The organism is Microcoleus sp. B3-A4, from assembly GCF_036705385.1.
Lineage (GTDB): Bacteria > Cyanobacteriota > Cyanobacteriia > Cyanobacteriales > Microcoleaceae > Microcoleus.
Window position 1 is genome coordinate 1 of the sequence record NZ_JAUBUI010000074.1, and the last position, 20293, is coordinate 20293.

20 protein-coding genes are annotated in these 20293 nt (G+C 46.8%); 11 read left to right on the forward strand and 9 right to left on the reverse strand.

Translation table 11 applies throughout. From position 1 onward, the window contains the following. Positions 1-117 precede the first annotated feature (117 nt). Together QUB33_RS22850 and QUB33_RS22855 are read left to right on the forward strand one after the other, a co-directional pair. The gene (locus tag QUB33_RS22850; RefSeq protein ID WP_333354687.1) at positions 118-585 is read left to right on the forward strand and encodes a response regulator transcription factor; all 468 of its coding nucleotides are present in this window, start codon (positions 118-120) and stop codon (positions 583-585) included. A 100-nt stretch (positions 586-685) separates the two neighbouring features. Further along, complete coding sequence (locus tag QUB33_RS22855) at positions 686-979, forward strand: DUF2103 domain-containing protein (RefSeq protein ID WP_333354690.1); 294 nt, start codon at positions 686-688, stop codon at positions 977-979. Here QUB33_RS22855 and QUB33_RS22860 read toward each other — a convergent pair. The 7 genes from QUB33_RS22860 to QUB33_RS22890 form a co-directional block, all read right to left on the reverse strand. Further along, complete coding sequence (locus tag QUB33_RS22860) at positions 968-1594, reverse strand: HEAT repeat domain-containing protein (RefSeq protein ID WP_333354693.1); 627 nt, start codon at positions 1592-1594, stop codon at positions 968-970. The genes QUB33_RS22855 and QUB33_RS22860 overlap by 12 nt on opposite strands. Before the next feature lie 250 nt (positions 1595-1844). Further along, entirely contained in the window at positions 1845-2684 is an 840-nt protein-coding gene (locus QUB33_RS22865) for a HEAT repeat domain-containing protein (RefSeq protein ID WP_333354696.1), read from the reverse strand. Positions 2685-2925: 241 nt separating this feature from the next. Then, positions 2926-3210 carry a phycobilisome linker polypeptide gene (locus QUB33_RS22870; protein ID WP_333354699.1) on the reverse strand — a complete coding sequence of 95 codons (285 nt, stop codon included), beginning with the start codon at positions 3208-3210 and terminating at the stop codon, positions 2926-2928. Positions 3211-3325: 115 nt separating this feature from the next. Beyond that, positions 3326-4195: a phycobilisome linker polypeptide gene (locus tag QUB33_RS22875; RefSeq protein WP_333354702.1), complete on the reverse strand. Its 870-nt coding sequence runs from the start codon at positions 4193-4195 to the stop codon at positions 3326-3328. A 193-nt stretch (positions 4196-4388) separates the two neighbouring features. Continuing rightward, complete coding sequence (locus tag QUB33_RS22880) at positions 4389-5204, reverse strand: phycobilisome linker polypeptide (RefSeq protein WP_333354705.1); 816 nt, start codon at positions 5202-5204, stop codon at positions 4389-4391. 148 nt (positions 5205-5352) lie between these two features. Beyond that, positions 5353-5841, reverse strand: a complete 489-nt coding sequence (gene cpcA, locus QUB33_RS22885; RefSeq protein WP_006631256.1) for a phycocyanin subunit alpha — start codon at positions 5839-5841, stop codon at positions 5353-5355. A 102-nt stretch (positions 5842-5943) separates the two neighbouring features. Continuing rightward, positions 5944-6462 carry a phycocyanin subunit beta gene (locus QUB33_RS22890; protein WP_332948147.1) on the reverse strand — a complete coding sequence of 173 codons (519 nt, stop codon included), beginning with the start codon at positions 6460-6462 and terminating at the stop codon, positions 5944-5946. A 286-nt stretch (positions 6463-6748) separates the two neighbouring features. Here QUB33_RS22890 and QUB33_RS22895 point away from each other — a divergent pair, with 286 nt between their 5' ends. Continuing rightward, positions 6749-6988, forward strand: a complete 240-nt coding sequence (locus QUB33_RS22895) for a hypothetical protein (RefSeq protein WP_333354708.1) — start codon at positions 6749-6751, stop codon at positions 6986-6988. A gap of 581 nt (positions 6989-7569) precedes the next feature. On the opposite strand, the gene QUB33_RS22900 is transcribed toward QUB33_RS22895, so the two are convergent. Then, positions 7570-7701: a hypothetical protein gene (locus QUB33_RS22900; RefSeq protein WP_333354711.1), complete on the reverse strand. Its 132-nt coding sequence runs from the start codon at positions 7699-7701 to the stop codon at positions 7570-7572. Between the two features lie 120 nt (positions 7702-7821). Here QUB33_RS22900 and QUB33_RS22905 point away from each other — a divergent pair, with 120 nt between their 5' ends. From QUB33_RS22905 to QUB33_RS22920, 4 genes are all read left to right on the forward strand, one after another. Then, positions 7822-10644, forward strand: coding sequence for a cation-transporting P-type ATPase (locus QUB33_RS22905; protein ID WP_333354714.1), 2823 nt, complete (start codon positions 7822-7824; stop codon positions 10642-10644). Between the two features lie 308 nt (positions 10645-10952). Then, entirely contained in the window at positions 10953-12206 is a 1254-nt protein-coding gene (locus QUB33_RS22910) for a DNA replication/repair protein RecF (RefSeq protein ID WP_333354717.1), read from the forward strand. A gap of 147 nt (positions 12207-12353) precedes the next feature. Further along, positions 12354-12752, forward strand: a complete 399-nt coding sequence (psb27, locus tag QUB33_RS22915; protein WP_190659832.1) for a photosystem II protein Psb27 — start codon at positions 12354-12356, stop codon at positions 12750-12752. 474 nt (positions 12753-13226) lie between these two features. Next, positions 13227-14870 (forward strand): family 10 glycosylhydrolase, encoded by a 1644-nt coding sequence (locus tag QUB33_RS22920; RefSeq protein WP_333354721.1) that lies wholly within the window; start codon positions 13227-13229, stop codon positions 14868-14870. A 38-nt stretch (positions 14871-14908) separates the two neighbouring features. Here QUB33_RS22920 and QUB33_RS22925 read toward each other — a convergent pair whose 3' ends face one another. Then, positions 14909-15613, reverse strand: a complete 705-nt coding sequence (locus QUB33_RS22925; protein WP_333354724.1) for a Uma2 family endonuclease — start codon at positions 15611-15613, stop codon at positions 14909-14911. A 101-nt stretch (positions 15614-15714) separates the two neighbouring features. On the opposite strand from QUB33_RS22925, the gene QUB33_RS22930 reads away from it, so the two are divergent. The 4 genes from QUB33_RS22930 to QUB33_RS22945 all read left to right on the forward strand — a co-directional run bounded on the left by QUB33_RS22930 (position 15715) and on the right by QUB33_RS22945 (position 20271). Then, positions 15715-16614, forward strand: a complete 900-nt coding sequence (locus QUB33_RS22930) for a polysaccharide deacetylase family protein (protein ID WP_333354727.1) — start codon at positions 15715-15717, stop codon at positions 16612-16614. 126 nt (positions 16615-16740) lie between these two features. Then, a complete protein-coding gene (locus tag QUB33_RS22935; protein ID WP_333354730.1) occupies positions 16741-17364 on the forward strand; it encodes a restriction endonuclease subunit R in 624 nt (207 codons plus the stop codon). 73 nt (positions 17365-17437) lie between these two features. Continuing rightward, positions 17438-18715, forward strand: a complete 1278-nt coding sequence (locus QUB33_RS22940) for a bifunctional sterol desaturase/short chain dehydrogenase (RefSeq protein ID WP_333354733.1) — start codon at positions 17438-17440, stop codon at positions 18713-18715. A 656-nt stretch (positions 18716-19371) separates the two neighbouring features. Continuing rightward, on the forward strand, positions 19372-20271 hold the full coding sequence (locus QUB33_RS22945) for a glycoside hydrolase family protein (protein ID WP_333354736.1): 900 nt from the start codon (positions 19372-19374) through the stop codon (positions 20269-20271). Positions 20272-20293 lie beyond the last annotated feature (22 nt).

Here is a 20293-nt window from a genome sequence, read left to right on the forward strand (position 1 = left end):
AACTAATTATTAAATGGAACAGAAAAATAAAAAATAAAGGTAACTTAGTTAATGCAGTTTAGATGTTTGACAGCTTAACAGAACCATACAAACAACGTAAAGCGCCACCTCAAACCAATGAAAAAAATATTAGTAATTGAAGACGATCACTTAATCCGAGAAACGGTATTAGAACTTCTGCAATCGCGCGGTTTTGAAGCTGTCGGTGCCGAAAATGGAAAAGTTGGTATCCAGTTAGCTGCCCAAATTCCCGATTTAATTTTGTCGGATGTCATGATGCCGGAACTCGACGGTTTTGAAGTATTCGCAGCCGTGCGATCGCAGCCTGCAACCGCCAGCATTCCGTTTATTTTTATGACAGCCTCCGAAATGGAAAAAGCCCTGGAACTCAAAGCAGACGGCTATCTCAAGAAACCTTGCAGCCTCGCAGAAATGCTCGCGGCGATCGCCACTCAACTAGAAAAACCGACAGTTAGCAACCCACAACATCAAAAAGTACAGGACAATTCTGCACCATCAAATCTTAGGTTGCGCGTCAGCAATCAAAAATCTCGGTTTGAGATTGCCTCGGTTTGCTGGCAATGACACGCACAGTAACGTTATGGAGACGTAAGTGGAGGGAATTTCAAATTGGTTCCAGCCAGGGGTGGCTTAGACTGGGTATGTTGAATTTGGTTAAATATTTATGAACGCACAACCCAAAGGCCGCCTAGTTTGGAATCACTCTACCCACCTTCCCGGTTTGATACCAATTTTAGAGCGCCTCACCCTAAAAATGGGAATTCAAACTGTCACTCCGGGCGTCATCAACAAAGTTAAAGGACACATCCCCCGCATGACATTAAGAGTGTCAGTACCCATCCGCGGGGGATTTAAAATCATCGCCAGACAGGGCAAAACCGTACAAGAAGTCTTTATATTAACCACTCTCACTCAAGGGGACTTGGAAGAGATGATCGCCCAAACCCTAGCCAAGTGACAATATTTTCTTAGCAAGCAAAGCCCGAGCCCTAACTGAAGTAGTTTCATCGCTTTGGGTGATTTCCTCAAGTCTGGCCGAAACTTCCGCTAACCAATCCGGTTTAACAGTCGCAGCACCCGCCAAAGCTTGCAAACCCCCCGCTGCTGCGTAGCGAACCACCCATTCTGGATCTCGGGACGCTTGCAGTAGCGTTTTCACGGCGCGAAGTTGAGCATCTGCAATTTGTTCTGCCGGCATCAATTCCCAGCAAATCGTCCCCAAACCCCTAACCGCCGCCCGCCGCACGCTCAAAGCAAAGTCATTCGCCGCTGCATCGAGCAAAATCTCCAAACCCCTGGGGTCGCCAATTCCTGCCAAAGCCCGAACAGCCCAAGCTCTCGCCCCGTAATTGTAGCCGTCAAGCTGTTCTAGAAGTGGCAGCACCGCAGCTTCTCCGAGCTGAATTAGCCCATCAACGGCGGCAACAGCGGCGCCTGGGTTGTTGTAACCGAGCACTGTAATTAAGGTAGGAATTGCTTGTTTTGAGGGAGTCGCCGCCAGTGCTTTGACTGCGTTTAACAAGCCTTCGGAAGAATCTGCTTGTTCGACAGCCTGAATTAGTTCTAATGCCATTTATTTGTAAGGTTGACCGTGACTATTGTAATTGTAGGTTGGGTTGATCGCGCGATCGAACTTTTTGCCACCTCACCCACCAACATTCTCATCAAAATAGGTAGGGAAACAGCACTGCTGTGTCCTGCCTAAAATACAGATATGCGGTAGGGAAACAGCACTGCTGTGTCCTCAATATATTGAGGACACAATATATTGAGGACAATTGAGAATCTCTACAGCAATCCTATTTTACTTGTGAACTAATTTTTTAAAGTAAACTATCCATTAAGTTCATAACTTGGATAGCTTCATCTGACAAAGATAGAGATTCTTGTTGATTGAGGTGATGCTCCAAAACTCCTTTGAGCGCAATCAATTTCAGGCTATTTTCTGCTAAAGTTTCAGAAATAGCTTGCGCTCCCGGCAAATAGCCGATCGCCCCCAAGTCCATCAAAGCCGATCGTCTCAACTGCAAATTATCCCCATTCAAAGCACTTACCAACCGGTCTCCGTAAACCCGCTCTCCAGTTAACTGATACATCGCCCGCGCCGCAGCGTACTGCACCCGCTCCACAGAATGTTCCAAAAAAGGTGAAATTAGGGGTATTGCTTCTCTGGCTTTCAGCGTTCCCAAAGCTTCAATTACCGAGTCGTAAGGTTGCACGAGGTGCGACTTTCCTGGCACTCGCACAGCCACAGCTACGCCCCCATCCAATAGCTTCATTAGCGGCCCAATAGAATCGATCTCGCCCAGCATTTCTAGAGCTTGAGCCGCCGCTTCCCGCACGTAATAATCGGCGCATTCCAAACAGCGAATCAGGGCCGGTAAGGCTTGTTTGTCGCCCAATTTACCCAGAGCCCGCGCCGCATTTCGCAATAAGGAATAGTCGCCGATTTTTGTTTGTTCTGACTCTTCTTCCAATGCAGCAATTAAAGCTGCAATAGCTGCAGGTTCCTTGACTCGAAATCTGCCCACCCACCAAGCAGCATAATACCGGAGACTGTAATCTTGGGAGTGCAAATTTGCGATCGCCTGTTCAACAGTTAAAGACTCGCCCTCAGCTACACCCGCCGGCGGTGAGTCGGATTCGTAGTAATTCATAGTCATTAGTTATTAGTTATTAGTTGTTAGTTATTCGGCTCTTGAAATCGCTGCTACCCAGACAAAACCTGCAAAGCAAGGGTTAGGCAAACTCGGCTATTAAAATCCCTACTAAACAGACAAAACCCGCCTGCGCGGGTTGCATTAACTCTTAGTCGTCTTGGAGTGGACGAAAGTTTGTGTAGGAGCGATTTTCATCGCCCCTTTTAGTTTGTGTAGGAGCGATTTTCATCGCCCCTGAACCAAACTATTGGTGCTCACCCGAGGATTCATGGGATGACTCATGGGATGATTCTGCACCCGTGTTTAAAGGATGAATGCTGACAATTTTCCCGCCCATGCGAGTAATCCGCTGCATTTCTTGATTCATCCGATTGTAAGGCACGGTGATAAATGTACTCGCGCTCGATCGAATCGAATAATCCACATTATTTGTTTCATCGCTTTGGCGCAAGCCGACAACTTCATACCGAAAGCAGCGACCAGCCGAAGCTGTACTGCCACTTTTTCCAGCTACAATTTGACCCAACATAAGCTTCTTGGTAATTGGTAATTCTGACTGTTGATTGTTGACTGTTGACTGTTGACTGTTGACTGTTGACTAAAAGCTACTAACTGCCAACTGCCAACTGCCAACTTCCAACTGACTAAATTGGAGTAATGCTGGCGATTTTTCCGCCCAGGCGTTGAAATTTCTGAATTTGCGAGGACAAATCCTCAACAGGTACGATGAAAGCCTTGCTGCTGCGGCGCACGCTGGGATAGCCGCCCGTGCGAATGCCCGAAACTTCCACGCGCAACAGTCGCCCTTCTTTGCCGTAAGCTGCCGCGCCGCCGAAAGTGCTGCTGGGAGTTACGTTTCTGGCAGAAGGCCGATATGCCCAACCTTCGTTACCGCCGGAGGGACCGACTACAGGCGTAGCGGTGTTAGTGCCGAGTTCGACAGCTAAGCGAGAGTTATTGCCTTCTAGTTGAGATGTATCGCTGTTTGCATAGCCGCGATACAGGCGGAACATCCGGGTAAAACCGACGGTTTTTTGACCGCGCTGGGTGTTAAAGCCGCGGTAGTAAGGCACGATACTTTCGCCAAAGTTTTCTTGATACTCTACTGAATCGATGTAAGAATCAATATCAGCGTCGTAGCCTTGTGTTTGGTACAAATCTAAGTGCTCAACTACTTCAGATTCGTCGTAGGGAGCGCGACCGAGCAAGTGTTTGTAGTTTAGTTCGATCGTCCGAGTTTGGAAGCTGTTGTAGAAAAACTTGGTTTTGTACAGTTCTGACTTAGCTACAGCGCGTACAAATTCTCGTACCGTCAAACTGCCGTCCCGCAGCAAAGACTCGGAACTTGTAAGTCGCTCGGATTTCATTAAATAGTCGTTGCCCAGCACCTGACGGTAAACCGCACGAATCACAGTTTCAACGTCGTCTTTGGTGTAGTTTGGGCGCAGTTCTACCTTCGGCGCATCGCTTAATGCGGATGTTCCTAGTCTGGACGCTGCTGTTGTAATCGCCACCAGATTTTCTCCTAAATTATTAATGACAAAAGTTTAATGCTTGGTTGCACTTGAAATTTTTAGGACTAAGGATAATATGCCTCAAAGTAGGGTGTACACTGCACACCTTACATATCCACATAAAATTGAAGAATTTTTTAGCCTTAGTCCTAATTTGCTAAAGACGTTTCAAAAAAACGTCCATACACAAACTTTAAGCTGTGGTAATACTTACCACTTTGCCGCCACATTTGTTGATTTGCTGCAAGCGACTCGAAAGTTGCTCGTAAGGCACGAGATATTCCGTAGTAGTCCGGCGCACTTGAGGGGAAAACTTAGCCGAACCTTGCATTGCGGTGACTCGGTAGAGTTGGCCGCGAGAACCGCCGGAGGTGCCGCCAAGGGCTTTTCCGGTGGAGGCCGTGTATATCGGCGAAGCCATATTTCTCGCTACTTCCCAAGTCAGGCGGGCTTGGGTTTGGTTTTGCGAGCGATCGCTAGAAGCAAAACCCCGGTACAGTTGAAACATCCGGTTAAAACCGACGGTTTTTTGACCTCTTTGGGTCGCGAAACCGCGATAGTAAGGCACTATACTGTCGCCAAAATTTTCTTCATACTCAACCGAGTCAATGTAAGAATTGATTTCAGCTTCGTAGCCTTCTGCATTGTACAAATCAACGTGGAAAGCAATTTCCGACTCGTCGTAAGGAGCGCGGCCCAACAAATGCTTGTAATTAAGCTCAATTAACCGCGTTTGCGAGTTCGGATAAAAAAACTTTTTCCGATATGTTTCGGAATGTGCAATTGACCGCACAAAATCTTTCACTGAAATCTGCCCTTGCAGCAGCAGAGATTCAGCACTGGTAAGTCGTTCGCTCGACATTAAATACTCGTTGCCGAAAACTTGGCTGTAAGCCGCGCGAATTACTGCTTTCGCATCGTCTTGCGTCCAGTGGGGGCGAAGTTCTACTCGTCCCGCTTCTTCAAATGCTTTTATTCCCAACCGTTCTGCTGCACCTAATCCCGCCATCTTCGCTTCTTCCTTTTTTGCTTTAAAAATTGAAAACTGCTTAAAAAAGTATTTGCAAAACTAGGCTTGGATCGCAGATGCCCGGAATTCTAAACAACCGCTAACACTTAAGCTAACAGCAGCTTACAATTCCGGGCATCACGCAAATCTAGCTTAGAGCGTTGATTGCGTAGTCGATGTAGGAATTCGCTTCAGTTGCAGCGTCGCCACTCAGACCGTGGTTGCCTTTGATGTACTTGAGAGCTTCAACGTACCAGCTAGGAGACAATTCAAATGTCCGGTTGATTTCGTCAACACCTGCAATCAGGTACTCGTCCATCGGACCGGTGCCGCCTGCAACTAAGCAGTAGGTTACCATCCGCAGGTAGTAGCCGATGTCGCGAGAGCACTTCGCTTTACCTGTTGGGGTAGAAGCGTAGTTCGGGCCTTGCATTTGTTGGGTGTACGGGAATTTGTTGTACACAGCTTGAGCTGCACCGTCGATCAAGCGCTGAGAGTTGGCGGTCAAAGCTTTTGCTGCTTCCAAACCTGCTGCTGCTTGGCGGAAACGGCCGAAGGCGACTTGGAGTTCTGTGCTGCTCAGGAAACGGCCTTGAGAATCGGCTGCGGTTACTGCTTCAGTCAAAGGGGTTTTCATTGTTCTGGTTTCTCCCTAATGTTGTGTTGTTTTTGTACAAAAATGATTGTTTGCAAAAATGCGATGCTCGCTTCTTTACAAGAAAGGTTCGCTTGGCTATTTTTAGCCGACTGCACTGGCTGCGCGGTCGAAGTAGCTGCCGATTTCAGACATCAGCGAGCTGCAATCACCACGGGTAACGCCGTTGGGGTCGTTAGCGATCGCGATTGCTGCTTCTTTCATTTTTTGCACGCCGGCTGCAACTGAGCCACCGGGAACTCCCAGAGCTTGGTATGTTTCACGCAGACCGTTCAAGCAGCGGTCGTCCAAAACGCTGGCGTCGCCTGCAAATGTTGCATAGGTGACGTAGCGCAAGATGATTTCCATATCGCGCAAGCAAGCTGCCATGCGGCGGTTGGTGTAAGCATTGCCACCAGGAGCGATCAGTTGAGGCTGTTCGGCGAACAGGGTGCGAGCTGCATTGGCTACGATGCTGGATGCGTTGCCGGTGATGCGGTTTACTGCGTCAATCCGCTTGTTGGCGTCGGAAACCATGCTGCTGAGAGCATCTAGTTGACCCTGAGCTAGAAATTCGCCCCGAGCGTCAGATTGGGAAACCACTTTTGTAAATGCGTCAAACATGAAAGAACTCTCCTATTTGAGTTAATTGAGTTTGGTTGCGGTATAAAACCGTTAAGTTAAATTTGTTCAGGCTACGAGTGCCTGCAAGGGTTGAAATTTGATGCCAGCTAATCTGCTGGTCCCATCGATCTCTCCCTTTCCGCTACCTGCACTATTGTTACATTGCAACGGAGGTTTAAGAAACCTTAGAAAATTTTACACCTTTTATGAGATGCGACAAACCTTGTCAATCAGGGTTTTTGTTAACTTTGGCCTGTCGTTTCAACCCTCTGATAATCTTTATACAATGCTCGCCTGCGTTTGTTTATTACAAATTATTACAGAAACTTATCTCTCTAAGAAGGTAAATATTTGGGGTGCAAGTGCGGGCAAATCTACTCCCGAGGATAGATGCGCGAGGGTACCCTTAAACGAAGAGTTTGCTTCTATCGCCCTGCTGTGGCGGTACAACTGCCCGGAACCGTCCCGTGGGCCGATCGCCTTTGTTGGCTTTCTCTGGAAAACCGAAATTGTTAAGAAGTGTTAAGTAAATTAAACTTTTGGTAAAAGAAGGCTGGGGGAATAGGGAAAAAAGCAAAAATTCTGCCCAATGTCAGGATGTCTGCAGAATTGGGTGTGGGCAAAATCCAAAAGATTGTGAACCCGCTCGCCACAGCCTCAGCTTTTGCCGGAAATATCAGCATTTAGTGACAAAACTCAGCCGTTGGAAGTTGAAAGACCGAGCCCGGTCTTTCATAACGCGGGGATGCTTGGTCTGGGGAGTCATTGGACTTGACCCCAGACCAAGCTACTGTTTGTCCAGCAGCGGTTGCAAAAAAACTTTCTTCATCTATATATCTGTATCTATGTTCTGCTTCCCACAGGCTAGTCCCACGCAAGCGTGTGGCAAGCTGAGCATTGTGGAGGGTGAGAAAACCAACATAGGCGATCGAGATTTGTTACCCCAGCGCCATTTTTCCTTTGACAACGAGAATAGATGAGTTCGGATACTAGCGTTTTATGACGTTTTTTTTAAGGTAGGTTTTAACCTGCCGCGCACGCTTGCATCAGAGCACTAAAGTCACTTTTGCTTTCAGCTTCTTTTCTGTGTAATAGCCGAAATAATTGCTAATTTTTAGTAGTAAGGTGGATAAGTGCTCTCAGCGGTAGGTCTACAAACGGCGCGATCGAGCCGCCAGACGCATTGAAGTTAAAAGCTTTTTGCTTCCCCGGCATCGAACCGCCCAAAACGAGTCGCAAGTTAAACAGTTTTTTATTCAGAACTCAAAACTTAAAACTCTCTCACTGTAATCAGCCAGATGGATCGGCTGTAGCTGTCCGGCCGCAACCACCTTTATGCCCCATGCTCGATCGTAATTTATGTCTTCAAATTCTCCCTCTTCTTGGCACACCGTAGCAATTGACAAAACTCTCCAGCAGCTCAGCAGCAACAAAGACGCTGGCTTGAGCAGCAAACAGGTGTCAGAACGCTTGCAGCAATACGGCCCCAACGAACTAGAAGAAACAGGAGGCCGCAGTCCGTGGTCGATTTTTGTCGATCAGTTCACCAACATCATGTTGTTGATGCTGATGGGTGTGGCCGTGATTTCGGCTTTTTTGGACATTCGGTCGAATACTTTTCCCAAAGATGCGATCGCCATTTTTGCGATCGTCATACTCAACGGCATTCTCGGCTATTTCCAAGAGCAAAGTGCTGAAAAAGCCCTCGCAGCACTCAAAAACCTCGCTTCCCCCCTAGTCAGAGTCGTGCGGGACGGCAAAACTTCGGAAATAGCAGCCAAGGAACTCGTACCTGGAGACGTGATGCTGTTGGAGGCTGGGGTAAAAATAGCAGCAGACGCACGCTTGATCGAAACATCAAATCTCCAAGTCAGAGAATCTGCTTTGACAGGAGAAGCTTTAGCAGTAACCAAGCAAGCCGATCTAGAACTTCCAGAAGATTCTTCCTTGGGCGATCGACTCAACCTGATTTTTCAGGGCACAGAAGTTGTTCAGGGACGAGCAAAGGCGATCGTCACCAACACCGGAATGCAAACTGAACTGGGCAAAATTGCCGCCATGCTTCAGTCAGTAGAAAACGAACCGACTCCCCTGCAACAGCGGATGAGCCAGTTGGGAAATGTTCTAGTCTCCGGTGCCCTAGCCTTAGTCGCAATTGTCGTCATCGGCGGCATGATTACCTTCCAAAACGGCAGCATCGGGTTCGATACCAGCAGGTTTGAAGAGTTGTTAGAAGTTTCTCTGAGCATGGCTGTGGCTGTGGTTCCCGAAGGGCTCGCAGCAGTCGTCACAGTTACTCTGGCACTCGGAACTAGGCGGATGGTGAAGCGAAACGCCCTGATTCGCAAACTGCCTGCGGTAGAAACTTTGGGCTCGGTAACAACCATTTGTTCTGACAAAACAGGTACTCTGACTCAAAATAAAATGGTAGTTCAGCTAGTCTCTACGGGCGACTGCACAGTCGCCGTGGCAGGCGACGGCTATGCCCCGATCGGAGATTTTACCGATCGCCTGACATCGGCCAAAATTAATAATTTAGAGGAATATCCAGAACTCGAATCTTTATTAATTGCCTGTGCAGTTTGCAACGACGCAGTATTGCAACAAGAAAAGCAAGAATGGCAGATTTTAGGCGACCCCACAGAAGGAGCTCTGCTGTGTGTAGCGGCAAAAGCAGGCATTTATAAGGAAAAACAGTCTCAATTGCTGCCACGGACGGCGGAATTTCCTTTTTCTTCGGAACGCAAGCGGATGAGCGTAATTTGCGAAGTGCCGGGCCGATCTGGAAATTCGGGATTTCCCGCAGCACAAGGACAGCAGCCGAATTATTTGATGCTGACCAAAGGCTCTCCAGAGTTGACTTTGGAACGCTGCAAAGGCATTATAGTCGGCGATCGAGTACAACCTTTAACCCAGGAAATGCGCGATCGCATCCTCGTCGAAAACAACAACATGGCAAGCGGCGGTTTGCGAGTCTTGGGGTTTGCGTACAAACTCTGGGAAAACCTGCCGCCCGAAGGTTCTGAGGAAACCAGCGAACAAGACATGATTTGGCTGGGACTCGTCAGTATGCTGGACGCCCCGCGCCCGGAAGTGCGGGAAGCAGTGGTGAAGTGCCGCAATGCTGGCATTCGGGTGGTGATGATTACAGGAGACCACCAGTTGACAGCAAAAGCCATCGCCTATGATTTAGGTATTGCAACAGAGGGCGATCGAGTTCTCACCGGTCAAGAATTAGAAAAGCTCAGCCAAGAAGAACTCAAACAGCAAGTCGAACAGGTTAGCGTTTACGCCCGCGTTTCTCCAGAACACAAATTGCGGATTGTCCAAGCTTTGCAAAGTTGGGGCAAATTTGTCGCGATGACCGGCGACGGAGTTAACGACGCCCCAGCCTTGAAACAAGCCGATATCGGCATCGCTATGGGGATTACCGGCACCGATGTCAGCAAAGAAGCTAGCGATATGGTGCTCCTCGACGACAACTTCGCAACTATTGTCGCCGCCGCTGAAGAAGGGCGAGTGGTTTATAGCAATATTCGCCGCTTTATTAAATACATTTTGGGTAGCAACATCGGGGAAGTTTTGACAATTGCGGCCGCACCTTTAATGGGTTTGGGAGGAGTGCCGCTGACGCCGCTCCAAATTTTGTGGATGAACTTAGTAACAGACGGCGTTCCCGCTTTGGCCTTGGCCGTGGAACCGGGGGAACCGAACGTGATGAAAAGGCCTCCTTTCAGTCCGCGAGAAAGTATTTTTGCGCGGGGTTTGGGTTCTTACATGATTCGGATCGGGATTATTTTTGCAATTTTGACGATCGCGATGATGTCCTGGGCTTACGGATATACCACCAACCCCAACCATGTCGGAGATCCCGAGGCTTGGAAAACAATGGTGTTTACAACTCTTTGTTTGGCACAAATGGGTCACGCGATCGCAATTCGGTCTAACACTCAGCTAACTATCGAGTTAAATCCCTTCACTAATGTTTTTGTGTGGGGGGCTGTAATTGTGACTACTATTCTGCAATTGATGCTGATTTATGTTCCGCCACTGAGAGCATTTTTCGGCACTCATTATTTAACGGCGTTTGAATTGATGGTTTGCTTCGGTTTCAGCGCCCTGATGTTTGTCTGGATTGAAATGGAAAAACTGTTTGTGCGCTTTTACAAATCTCGAAAATAGTGTTAATAATGGCTAACGCATACTGGTTGATTTTTCCTTATTAACTAGAGCGATCGCATTAGCACTATTCTCAACATTCGCCAGGGTGGAAAACCCCTGGCCTCCAGCGAAAGTTGTCGCTGCTTGCTATGAAGACTAAAGAAATTGTGTCACAATAAAACATTTATTACTTCGTTATAATGTCATTGCGAGGGCAACGATGGGCGAAAATCGCAATCGCAAAAAAGGCTCGCAATTGCCAACGGGTAAGGTGCGCCCGGTCGTGCACCCTACGATGGCTGTATTACCAATTACCAATTACTAATATCATGTATTTGAAAACGCTGCACCTACGGCAGTTTCGGAACTATTTCGATCAAAAGGTAGCGTTTGACGCTCCCAAAACAATTTTAGTAGGAAATAACGCGCAAGGAAAATCTAACTTGTTAGAAGCGGTAGAGTTGCTTTCTACCTTAAAAAGCCACCGGGTAGGGCGCGATCGCGATTTAATACTGGACTCAAAGCCGATCGGGCAAATTGATGCTACACTCGAACGTCAAACCGGAGCGATCGACTTAGCTTTAACTCTTCGCTCTGGGGCGCGTCGAACACTGAAGATCAACGGTGAACCGCTGCGTCGCCATTTAGACTTTTTGAGCGTCTTAAATGTAGTGCAGTTTTCTTGTTTGGATTTGGACTTAGTGCGCGGCGGGCCCGAAGGAAGGCGCAATTGGATCGATCGCCTAGTCATCCAGTTAGAACCGATTTACGCTCACATTTTGCAGCAGTACAACCAAATTTTGCGCCAGAGAAACGCTCTGTTGAAACGTTCTAAAGAAATCAGGAAAGCGGAATTTTCCGAAGGTTTTGACAAAATGCGATTTATCGGATCTGAAACTCCCGAAGACCAAAATATCGCAGAATTCCCAATGCCCAATCCCCAATCCCCAATCCCCAATGCCCAATCCCCCATTCCCAGTTCAGAATTAGCTTTGTGGGACGCCCAGTTGGCGACAGCGGGTGCTCGCGTCATCCGCAGGCGCGATCGAATTTTGGAGCGTTTGATGCCTTTAGCTCGAAATTGGCACCGTTCAATTAGCGGTTCAGCAGAAGTTTTAGATGTGAAATACGATGCTAATATTGAAGTAGGCGCGGAATTAATCGCTAAAGATAATCTTGAAGGAGTGCGACAAGCATTTTTAGAGAAAATTCAAAAAAGGGCGATCGCAGAACAGTTTCAAGGAACCACTTTAGTCGGCCCCCACCGCGACGACATTACATTTACCATTAACAATACCCCAGCTCGTCAATACGCATCCCAAGGTCAGCAGCGAACTCTGGTATTAGCATTAAAATTAGCCGAACTGCAGCTTATTGAAGAAGTCGTCGGCGAAGCGCCTTTACTGTTGCTCGACGACGTACTTGCAGAACTCGATCTGAGCCGCCAAAATCAACTTTTAGAAACAATTCAAGAACGATTTCAAACTCTGATTACTACAACTCACCTAGGCGCTTTTGATGCTCAGTGGCTACGACAAACCCAAATTCTCTCCGTCGTTGCTGGACAAATCAATCGATTTTAGATTTTAAATTTTAGATTTTGGATTGACAAATTTTATGTTTCATGGTAAAGCTGAAAAAAAGTTGAAAAATTGGCATTATTAGCTCAATTTGAGATAGGATAAAGGTTAATTTTGATTGCCGCTTTCGCTTCCATTTTTCTAAACCTTATGAAGCATTACATTTCGCGTCTGTTAGCCTTGGTATTAGTTGTTGTCATCGGCATAGCGGGCTGTACCAATGTTCCGGCCACTCTGAGTGGAGATTATGGTCAAGACACATTAGCATTAGTGAACAGCTTGAGAACAGCGCTCACTTTGCCAGAGGGCACGCCGGAAAAAGCAGCCGCTCAAGCCAAGGCTCGCACAAGTATAAACGATTTTTTTGCTGAATACCGCCGCGATCCCGCTCTTACCAAGCTGGCCTCTTTCACGACAATGCGGACGGCATTAAACTCTTTGGCAGGACATTACAGTTCCTATCCAAACCGTCCCGTTCCTGAGAAATTGAAAAAGCGTCTTGAGTCAGAATTTCAGCAGATTGAAGCTGCTCTTAACAGAGGAGCTTAATCTCAAAATTTAGGAGCAAGGATAAATTTTAATAATTCATCTTTCATCCTTGATATTTGAGTGTTAACAATTTTTAGTAGAAATATCAACTGCTTTTAGCGCCCACTGTATCCAGGCGCTTTTTTATGCAGCATTTAGGGAAAAAATACTGAAAAATCGAACTGGATATGATATCAAATCCGGGCTTTTTACCCCCTTTATTTTTGAGTCCGCGAAGGCGAGTGCCTGCGCGCCAAGAGTTAGGCAGAGGAAAGTTTGTATAACATAGCAGCGGTTTAATCGCCGAGTCTTATCTTACCCGATCGCCCTTATTGAATTTAAATAGCCGCCAGATAGAATTTGCATTGTGCGATCGACTTGTGCCATAACTAAGTCAACCGAAAAAAGTAGAAAATTTGTAGCTGCTTGTTGAGCGCGATCGCATTTTTGCGATCGCCACCCAATTTAAACCAGAAAACCCCATTCCATTCTCCCATGAAAATTGCACCAACTCGCATCGCGAATTTTCAACACCAGCGACGCTTTTTCAGTGCGGTAACTGCTGTTTTAACCAGTAGCTTCATCAGCCAGCTTGTTTGGCCGTTTATCGGAAATCAACCAGCTTTTGCCCAAACCTCAGCCTACTGCCAATTATCCCAAGAACAGGTCAATCAAAAAGAAGACTTGCGCCGCGCCGCGCTGTCAGGAAAACGGGAATCTCAGCAAGCATATTTTGCTGTTTTGAACAAACACGCCCGGGAAATAGCAGAATGCCGCCAAAAAACTTGGCCTGAAACCCAAGCAGTTTGGCTGCGTTTGTATCCCTGCGATGTCAGGCCCGGAGAAATCGATCGAGTATTAGACAAAGTTGTGAATAAAGGCTACAACCAAGTCTATGTCGAAGTGTTTTACGATGGTCAAGTGCTGCTCCCAGTTGCAGACAATCCTACGGCTTGGCCTTCTGTTTTGAGAAATCGCGGTTACGAGAAATACGATTTGTTAGAAAAGGCGATCGCCAAAGGCAAACAGCGAGGTTTAAAAGTTTACGCCTGGTTATTTACCATGAACTTTGGCTATAGCTATGCTCAGCGTCCAGACAGACAGCAAACCCTCGCTATCAACGGTAAAAATCAGACAAGTTTAACAGTAAGCGAAGAGGCAGCAATTAACGAGGACTTCGGAGAAGTTCCGGGCAATCAAGCCTTTATCGATCCGTACAACCCACAAGCACGGCAAGACTATACTTTGTTAGTAAATCAAATAGTCAAGCGCAAGCCGCAAGGAATGTTATTCGACTACATTCGCTATCTAAGGGGCATCGGACCCGCTTCAGTTGCTACCAAAGTTCAAGACTTGTGGATTTACGGCCCAGCATCGCAGCAAGTTCTTTTGCAGCGGGCTAGCAATCAGCAAGGGCGAGATTTAATTCAGCGATATTTGACTAAGGGATTTATCAATCCTAATGACGTTCAAGCAGTAGTCAAACAGTATCCAACTGAGCGAGAACCTCTTTGGCAGGGGCGAATTCCGCAGGCGATCTCTGTAGCAACTCCCCCTTCTAGAAGAGAGAATGCCGCATCAAGATCGGCCTCAACAACTCCCGCCGCTAACAAGCCAAACCCTACAACTCCCAGATCACAACCGATACCGCCACTTCCCGATACTGGCATTCTGCAAAAAGACCTCTGGAAACTGAGCGTTGCTCACGCAGTCCAAGGGATTTTAGATTTTTTTGGAATAGCTATTCAACCAGCTCAAAGGATAGGAATTCCTGTAGGAGCGGTGTTTTTTCCCACTGCAAATCAAGCTATAAATCAAGGGGGATATGATTCGAGATTGCAGCCTTGGGACAGCTTTCCGGCTGCTGTGGAATTCCACGCCATGTCTTACGGAAATTGCGGCGATGTAAGCTGCATAGTGCCACAGGTGCAGCGGACAGTGAGTTTAGCACCTGCGGGAGCAAAAATTATTCCTGCCATTGCTGGAGATTGGGGAAAACCTCTGAAAAATCGGCCGTCTTTGGAGATTCAAATGCGGGCAATTCGCTCGGCCACGCCGCAAATTAATGCGGTGAGTCATTTTGCTTTTGGGTGGCAAGAACCGGAGGATGAAAGGGCACGGCAAACTTGCCGGTTGTAGGGGGATTAGTTGTTGTAGAGATGCGATTTGTAGCGTCTCTACAAAACGGGATTCGGGAAAGCAGCTAACTGTTGGACAAACTCTTGATGTGCGTCACTGTTTAATCCTGTTGGAAGAGTTGCGATCGCACTTGGCATATCCCCGTCTAAGAGTGCTGAAACAGCCAGCCACAACCCCGGAAAAACTCGGCTGCGGATAATTCCTTCTGCATCGGGTAGCAGAGAAATATATTCTTCTTCCTGCAAGGAAAACCAATCAATCCGGCGATCGATTACTTGCCAAACGAGATATTCTCTCACCATGCTGCGGCGGTAAACTCGCTTTTTGTCCCGTAGATCGATCGTAGCGGTACTAGCAGCAATTTCGGCAACAAATTCCGGCCCGCCTACGATGTAGCCGTCATCACTGAGGCTAGTTGCACCGCCGCGTCGGGAATCAATTAGCAGTACAGCATCGGGCTGGGGTTCGTTATCTACGTCGAGACGCACGGTGGGGTTATCGCCAAGACGCACGCCTGGAGTAGCAATTTTGTAACTCCACAGCCAGCCCATTAAATCCGCATGGGGCTCGGCGTGAGGTTCAAAGCGTAAGGGTGAAGCCATATAAACAATTCCTTCGATCAATTCTGCTTTTTTGAGTCCCGGCATGGCTGTATAGCGTCGCTCGAATTCGGCACGGGTGAGCAAATCGCCATTTTCCAAAGGAGGGATGCTGATGCGGCTGAGATTTGCGGCAGCAATCATGGCTTTTCTCCTGTTGTTATGCGTCGGTATCTTGAATTTTATCTAATTTTCGGCATAGCTGTAAGCCAGAGTTATATTATCAGAAATAAATGCTGTGGCAAATGAGTACCAAATTGGCCAGTCAATGGGCGCTAAAAATCTTGTTCTTAATCGGATCGATCGCCCTAATTTCCCTTATTTCTGAAACGCGACAAACTGCAAACTCAAATTCGCTCGCCCAACAAATCGCACCCGTTGAAAATCCCCCGCCAAACCTGCTGAAACCCCGAAAACTAAAAACACCCTCTTCTCCCCCCGCCACTTCCTCTCCCAAACCTCCCGAACAACCTTTAGTCTTCGCACCGCCCGCGCAATTTCGCAGCCAAATAGTTTATAAAGCCCGTATTAACAACTCAAAAGTTATCGCCCTGACATTTGACGATGGCCCTTCGCCTGAAACTTTGAAAATATTAGAAATTTTGCAGAAACATAACGCGGTAGCTACATTTTTTTGCTTGGGTGCAAATTTGCGTGAGTATCCAGAAATTGCGAAAAGAGTTGTGCAAACGGGAAATGCGATCGGCAATCATACTTGGCATCACTATTCTCACAATGTTACCGAAAAAACAGCATCGGATGAAATTGATAATACCGGGGTTCATATTTATCGATCGACTGGGGCAAAAAGTTTTTTGTTTCGCCCCCCCGGGGGCCGTTTAAATAACGGTTTGGCAGATTACGCTAAAAAGAAAAATTATGTAGTCGTCATCTGGTCGATCGACCCTAAAGACTTTCTGCAACCTCCGGCCGCTGCGATCGCCCGTAGCGTGCTATCCCAAGCGACATCGGGGGCGATCGTATTGTTGCACGACGGCGGCGGAAATCGCCAGCAAACAGTCGAGGCGCTATCTGCAATTATTCCCAAACTCAAACAGCAGGGATATCGTTTTGTAACCGTGCCGCAATTGCTGCAAATGCACGCTGGACAAAAACAGCGAATTGCCGATCAAAAATCTCCATAAACAGACATCTCACCACAATTAACTTACTGGGAATTTCATCTTCTTTCATTTGCGTTAATGTGCGGTTAAAAATTCAAATTATGCTAAGGTTATTATTAATAACCATAAAAGCCTTGCTTAATTATAATGCAAAAAGTACAAGCAAGAGATATAAACCTCCGCTATCTAATCGATAACTTCGGTTTACAGCGAGTTCGTAACAGTAAATTTTTCAGAGAATGGCAAGAAAACTTACCCGAAGTAACAGACTCAGAAAAACAATTGCTCGATCGCGTGCAAGACATATACTTCAACTTGGTAGATAACCCGCCTGTATTGGAAAATGCAGTCAAGCTAACAATCATCAGCCCTATTTTGTTTATTGCCGGTCTGTATGAGTCTCCTTTTCAAGTCAAAGCCGAAAAGTCCATATCCATTCAAGAGGAAGACGAAGGCCGAATCATCGAAGGCAGAATAGATATCCTAATTATGAAAGCAAACTTGTGGGTGACAGTAATTGAATCCAAACAACTTTCGTTTTCAACTGACGAAGCACTTGCCCAACTTCTGACATATATGCTGGCAGATCCCAATCCTGAAACTCCTACTTTTGGGATGATTTCTACAGGTGCTAACTTCTCTTTTGTGAAGTTAGTCAGAGCGGAAACTCCCCAGTATGCCTTATCTCCAGAATTTGTAATCCGCAATCCCGGCAATGAATTGTACCGAGTTTTGCAGATTTTAAAACGTCTGAGTCAATTGCCAGACTAGCAATAAAAGCCATTTTGAGTTATCTTTCAAAGCAGACAATATCTAATATCTCAAATTTCAAAGTGGTGCGAGCATGGTAAATTACTGGATAGTCGGCGCTGTGGCAATAGCTTCTGTCTGCTGGGCAGAAATAATACGAGACTTTTATCACGTCGTGTCCCATTATTGGGCACCCCTGCAAAAGCTGCACACTTGGCATCACCGCGTTTTCCGCCCGAATTTGACCCCCGTCAGCGAGACTATTTACAAGCAAGCACACTGGCGTCACGACGTGCCTGAAGCTGCCGCGATGATGCTTTTGGGCTTGTTGCTGTGGGTTGTAGCTTATTTTGGGCTGCCGGAATACCACTGGGGTGCAGCAGCGGGTTGTATTTATACTTTAGGCTTTTTGTTGAGCGCGATCGCCCGCGGGTGCGGCATCAAAGGCGCAGACGAATTAACCGACATCACCCACCAACCGGGAGACTTCCTTACTCCCCCTGGCAAGTGGTTAGTTAATAAACCTTATCACTGGCGGCATCATTTCGACAATCAAAATGCTTACTATTGCGGTACTTTCACCTTAATAGATAAACTTATGGGTACAGCACTTTCTCTCAAAGGCAAAACTGTAGCCGTCACCGGTGCATCGGGAACTTTAGGTCGTTCGCTTCTCAAACACCTGCACAAAGCTGGTGCAAAAGCAATCGCCCTCACCTCGGGAAATGAGGAAATTACTTTGGATGTAGACGGCGAAAATTTACCTGTAAAAACCGTAACTTGGCAAGCTGGCCAAGAGGCAGACTTAGCCATACTTTTAGAAAAAATCGATATTCTCGTCATCAATCACGGAATTAATGTACACGGAGAAAGAACAGGAGAGGCGATCGCCAACTCATACGAAATTAACACTTTTTCCGCGTGGCGACTGATGGAACTCTTTTTCTTAACAGTCCGCACTAACGAAAACATCGCTTGCAAAGAAGTCTGGATCAACACTTCCGAAGCAGAAGTAATTCCCGCTGTCAGTCCCCTGTACGAACTCAGCAAGCGCGCCCTAGGAGATTTAGTCACCCTGCGGCGGCTAGACGCGCCCTGCATCGTTCGCAAACTCATTTTAGGGCCGTTTAAAAGCAACTTAAACCCGATCGGTATCATGTCTCCTGACTGGGTAGCACAGCAAGTTGTCAAACAAGCTAAAGCCGATGCCCGCAATATCATCGTCACCATTAATCCTTTGACTTTTATCGTTTTTCCAGTCAAAGAGTTTTTTGTTTCTCTTTACTTCCAAATTTTCAGCCGGAAAGCGATTTCAGAGATAAAGGAAGCTGCCGCATCTGAAAAATCTAGCGCGGAAGCAAAGATTAATTGACGAACTAAAATCTGGTTTCTGCAGGGGCGGCGGCTGTGACTGTCCGCCCTGCTGCTAAATTCCACAAAACTAAAGCCTTTGTGATATCGTCACGAGTAAGCTCACGCCTCCACTCCCCGAGCCGCAAACCCACTCTTCTGATTCATTGGGTCAAAACCGTTGACGGGGAGTGGAATCGAGAGCTGTTTCGGGCCCCATTGCCAACAGGGTTATGCTTACTGATACAAATTATTGAATATTATTACTAACTATTGTCTCTCCTGATTCACTTCTATCCGCACGGGGTACTGTACGCTACCCGTTGCTGGTGCGGAATGTGGGTTTCAACTATGCTCGTTGATTAGTTGATACGTCCAGGACTCATAAGTGTAATTTGATAGTGGTCGAATTGGGCGATCGCGATCGGTAAAGAGAACAAGCACTACACCGTTCTCGGTCGGCAAAAATAAACTTTTGTAAAGGTTAGAGAAAATACCGGAAACTACTTTGGAACAGGCGTAGTCAGTGAAATCACCGATCACATAAAAACTTTCGATAACAAGTATCAATTGATAAAATCTTTTCACACGTTGTGAGAGGCAGGCAAAAGTTTGGTGATCGGGATCTTGAGGATGCGTCTTTCGAGTTCATCTACCTTTTCAAAAGAAAAAACTAAAATGCCAAGATCACTTGAAATCTTCGGCGATGGTCGCGTGTACGAAATAAAAGACGACCTAGCCGTTAAAGTCACGGAGACAAATGGGCAAGTAAAAGCCTTAATCGAGGCTTTAAAGTTCAGCGTAGCTAAAACATACAACATTAATCCTCCCGACGAACAACCGCCTGAAGTGGCAGAACGCAGAGGTTCAAAGCATATCAATGGAGAAGGCTTTAAGCTTCTCACTACGTTTGAAGGATGCGAGCTGACTGCTTATGATGATGGCGGTGGAGTTTGGACAATTGGTTACGGACACACTGGCGACGATGTTTTTCCAGGACTGACGATTAGCCAAACGCAAGCAGAAGAATTGCTGCGCCTAGATTTAGAAAAATTTGAATCTTTTGTTGAGGATGCCGTTGAAGTTCAGCTCAATGACAATCAGTTTTCTGCACTGGTTTGTTTCTGCTTCAATGTGGGTCCAGGAGGTTTTGGAGATTCAACTCTTCTGAAGCTTTTGAACCAGGGAAATTATCAAGGAGCAGCTAATCAGTTTCCTGTGTGGAATAAGGTAAATGGTGAACCCTGGCTAGGGCTGACACGCCGACGATTGGCTGAACGAGCACTCTTTTTGGGAAATCCCTGGCAGTCATTCTTAACCTATGAAGGAACAGGCGAAGAAGTAACAGGTGAAACAATCTCAGAAGCACCTCGCACCTTGAAACTCACCGATGCTGTCATGCAAGGTGAGGATGTTCGTCAAGTACAAAAAGCTTTGAAAGCAGCAGGAATCAATCTCGAACCTGATGGAGTATTTGGTAATGATACTGACCAGGCAGTGAGGCAGTTTCAGCAGCAGAAAGGGCTAGCGGCGGATGGTGTTGTAGGTGCCCAAACGCGAAAAGAATTGGGACTATAACATCGATTGTGTAACTAAATTC

Excerpts from the sequence above, each read along its gene's own strand:
- QUB33_RS22850 (WP_333354687.1), top strand. The coding sequence starts at position 118 with ATGAAAAAAATATTAGTAATTGAAGACGATCACTTAATCCGAGAAACG.
- QUB33_RS22855 (WP_333354690.1), top strand. The coding sequence starts at position 686 with ATGAACGCACAACCCAAAGGCCGCCTAGTTTGGAATCACTCTACCCAC.
- QUB33_RS22860 (WP_333354693.1), bottom strand. The coding sequence starts at position 1,594 with ATGGCATTAGAACTAATTCAGGCTGTCGAACAAGCAGATTCTTCCGAA.
- QUB33_RS22865 (WP_333354696.1), bottom strand. The coding sequence starts at position 2,684 with ATGACTATGAATTACTACGAATCCGACTCACCGCCGGCGGGTGTAGCT.
- QUB33_RS22870 (WP_333354699.1), bottom strand. The coding sequence starts at position 3,210 with ATGTTGGGTCAAATTGTAGCTGGAAAAAGTGGCAGTACAGCTTCGGCT.
- QUB33_RS22880 (WP_333354705.1), bottom strand. The coding sequence starts at position 5,204 with ATGGCGGGATTAGGTGCAGCAGAACGGTTGGGAATAAAAGCATTTGAA.
- cpcA (WP_006631256.1), bottom strand. The coding sequence starts at position 5,841 with ATGAAAACCCCTTTGACTGAAGCAGTAACCGCAGCCGATTCTCAAGGC.
- QUB33_RS22890 (WP_332948147.1), bottom strand. The coding sequence starts at position 6,462 with ATGTTTGACGCATTTACAAAAGTGGTTTCCCAATCTGACGCTCGGGGC.
- QUB33_RS22895 (WP_333354708.1), top strand. The coding sequence starts at position 6,749 with ATGCTCGCCTGCGTTTGTTTATTACAAATTATTACAGAAACTTATCTC.
- QUB33_RS22905 (WP_333354714.1), top strand. The coding sequence starts at position 7,822 with ATGTCTTCAAATTCTCCCTCTTCTTGGCACACCGTAGCAATTGACAAA.
- QUB33_RS22910 (WP_333354717.1), top strand. The coding sequence starts at position 10,953 with ATGTATTTGAAAACGCTGCACCTACGGCAGTTTCGGAACTATTTCGAT.
- psb27 (WP_190659832.1), top strand. The coding sequence starts at position 12,354 with ATGAAGCATTACATTTCGCGTCTGTTAGCCTTGGTATTAGTTGTTGTC.
- QUB33_RS22920 (WP_333354721.1), top strand. The coding sequence starts at position 13,227 with ATGAAAATTGCACCAACTCGCATCGCGAATTTTCAACACCAGCGACGC.
- QUB33_RS22925 (WP_333354724.1), bottom strand. The coding sequence starts at position 15,613 with ATGATTGCTGCCGCAAATCTCAGCCGCATCAGCATCCCTCCTTTGGAA.
- QUB33_RS22930 (WP_333354727.1), top strand. The coding sequence starts at position 15,715 with ATGAGTACCAAATTGGCCAGTCAATGGGCGCTAAAAATCTTGTTCTTA.
- QUB33_RS22935 (WP_333354730.1), top strand. The coding sequence starts at position 16,741 with ATGCAAAAAGTACAAGCAAGAGATATAAACCTCCGCTATCTAATCGAT.
- QUB33_RS22940 (WP_333354733.1), top strand. The coding sequence starts at position 17,438 with ATGGTAAATTACTGGATAGTCGGCGCTGTGGCAATAGCTTCTGTCTGC.
- QUB33_RS22945 (WP_333354736.1), top strand. The coding sequence starts at position 19,372 with ATGCCAAGATCACTTGAAATCTTCGGCGATGGTCGCGTGTACGAAATA.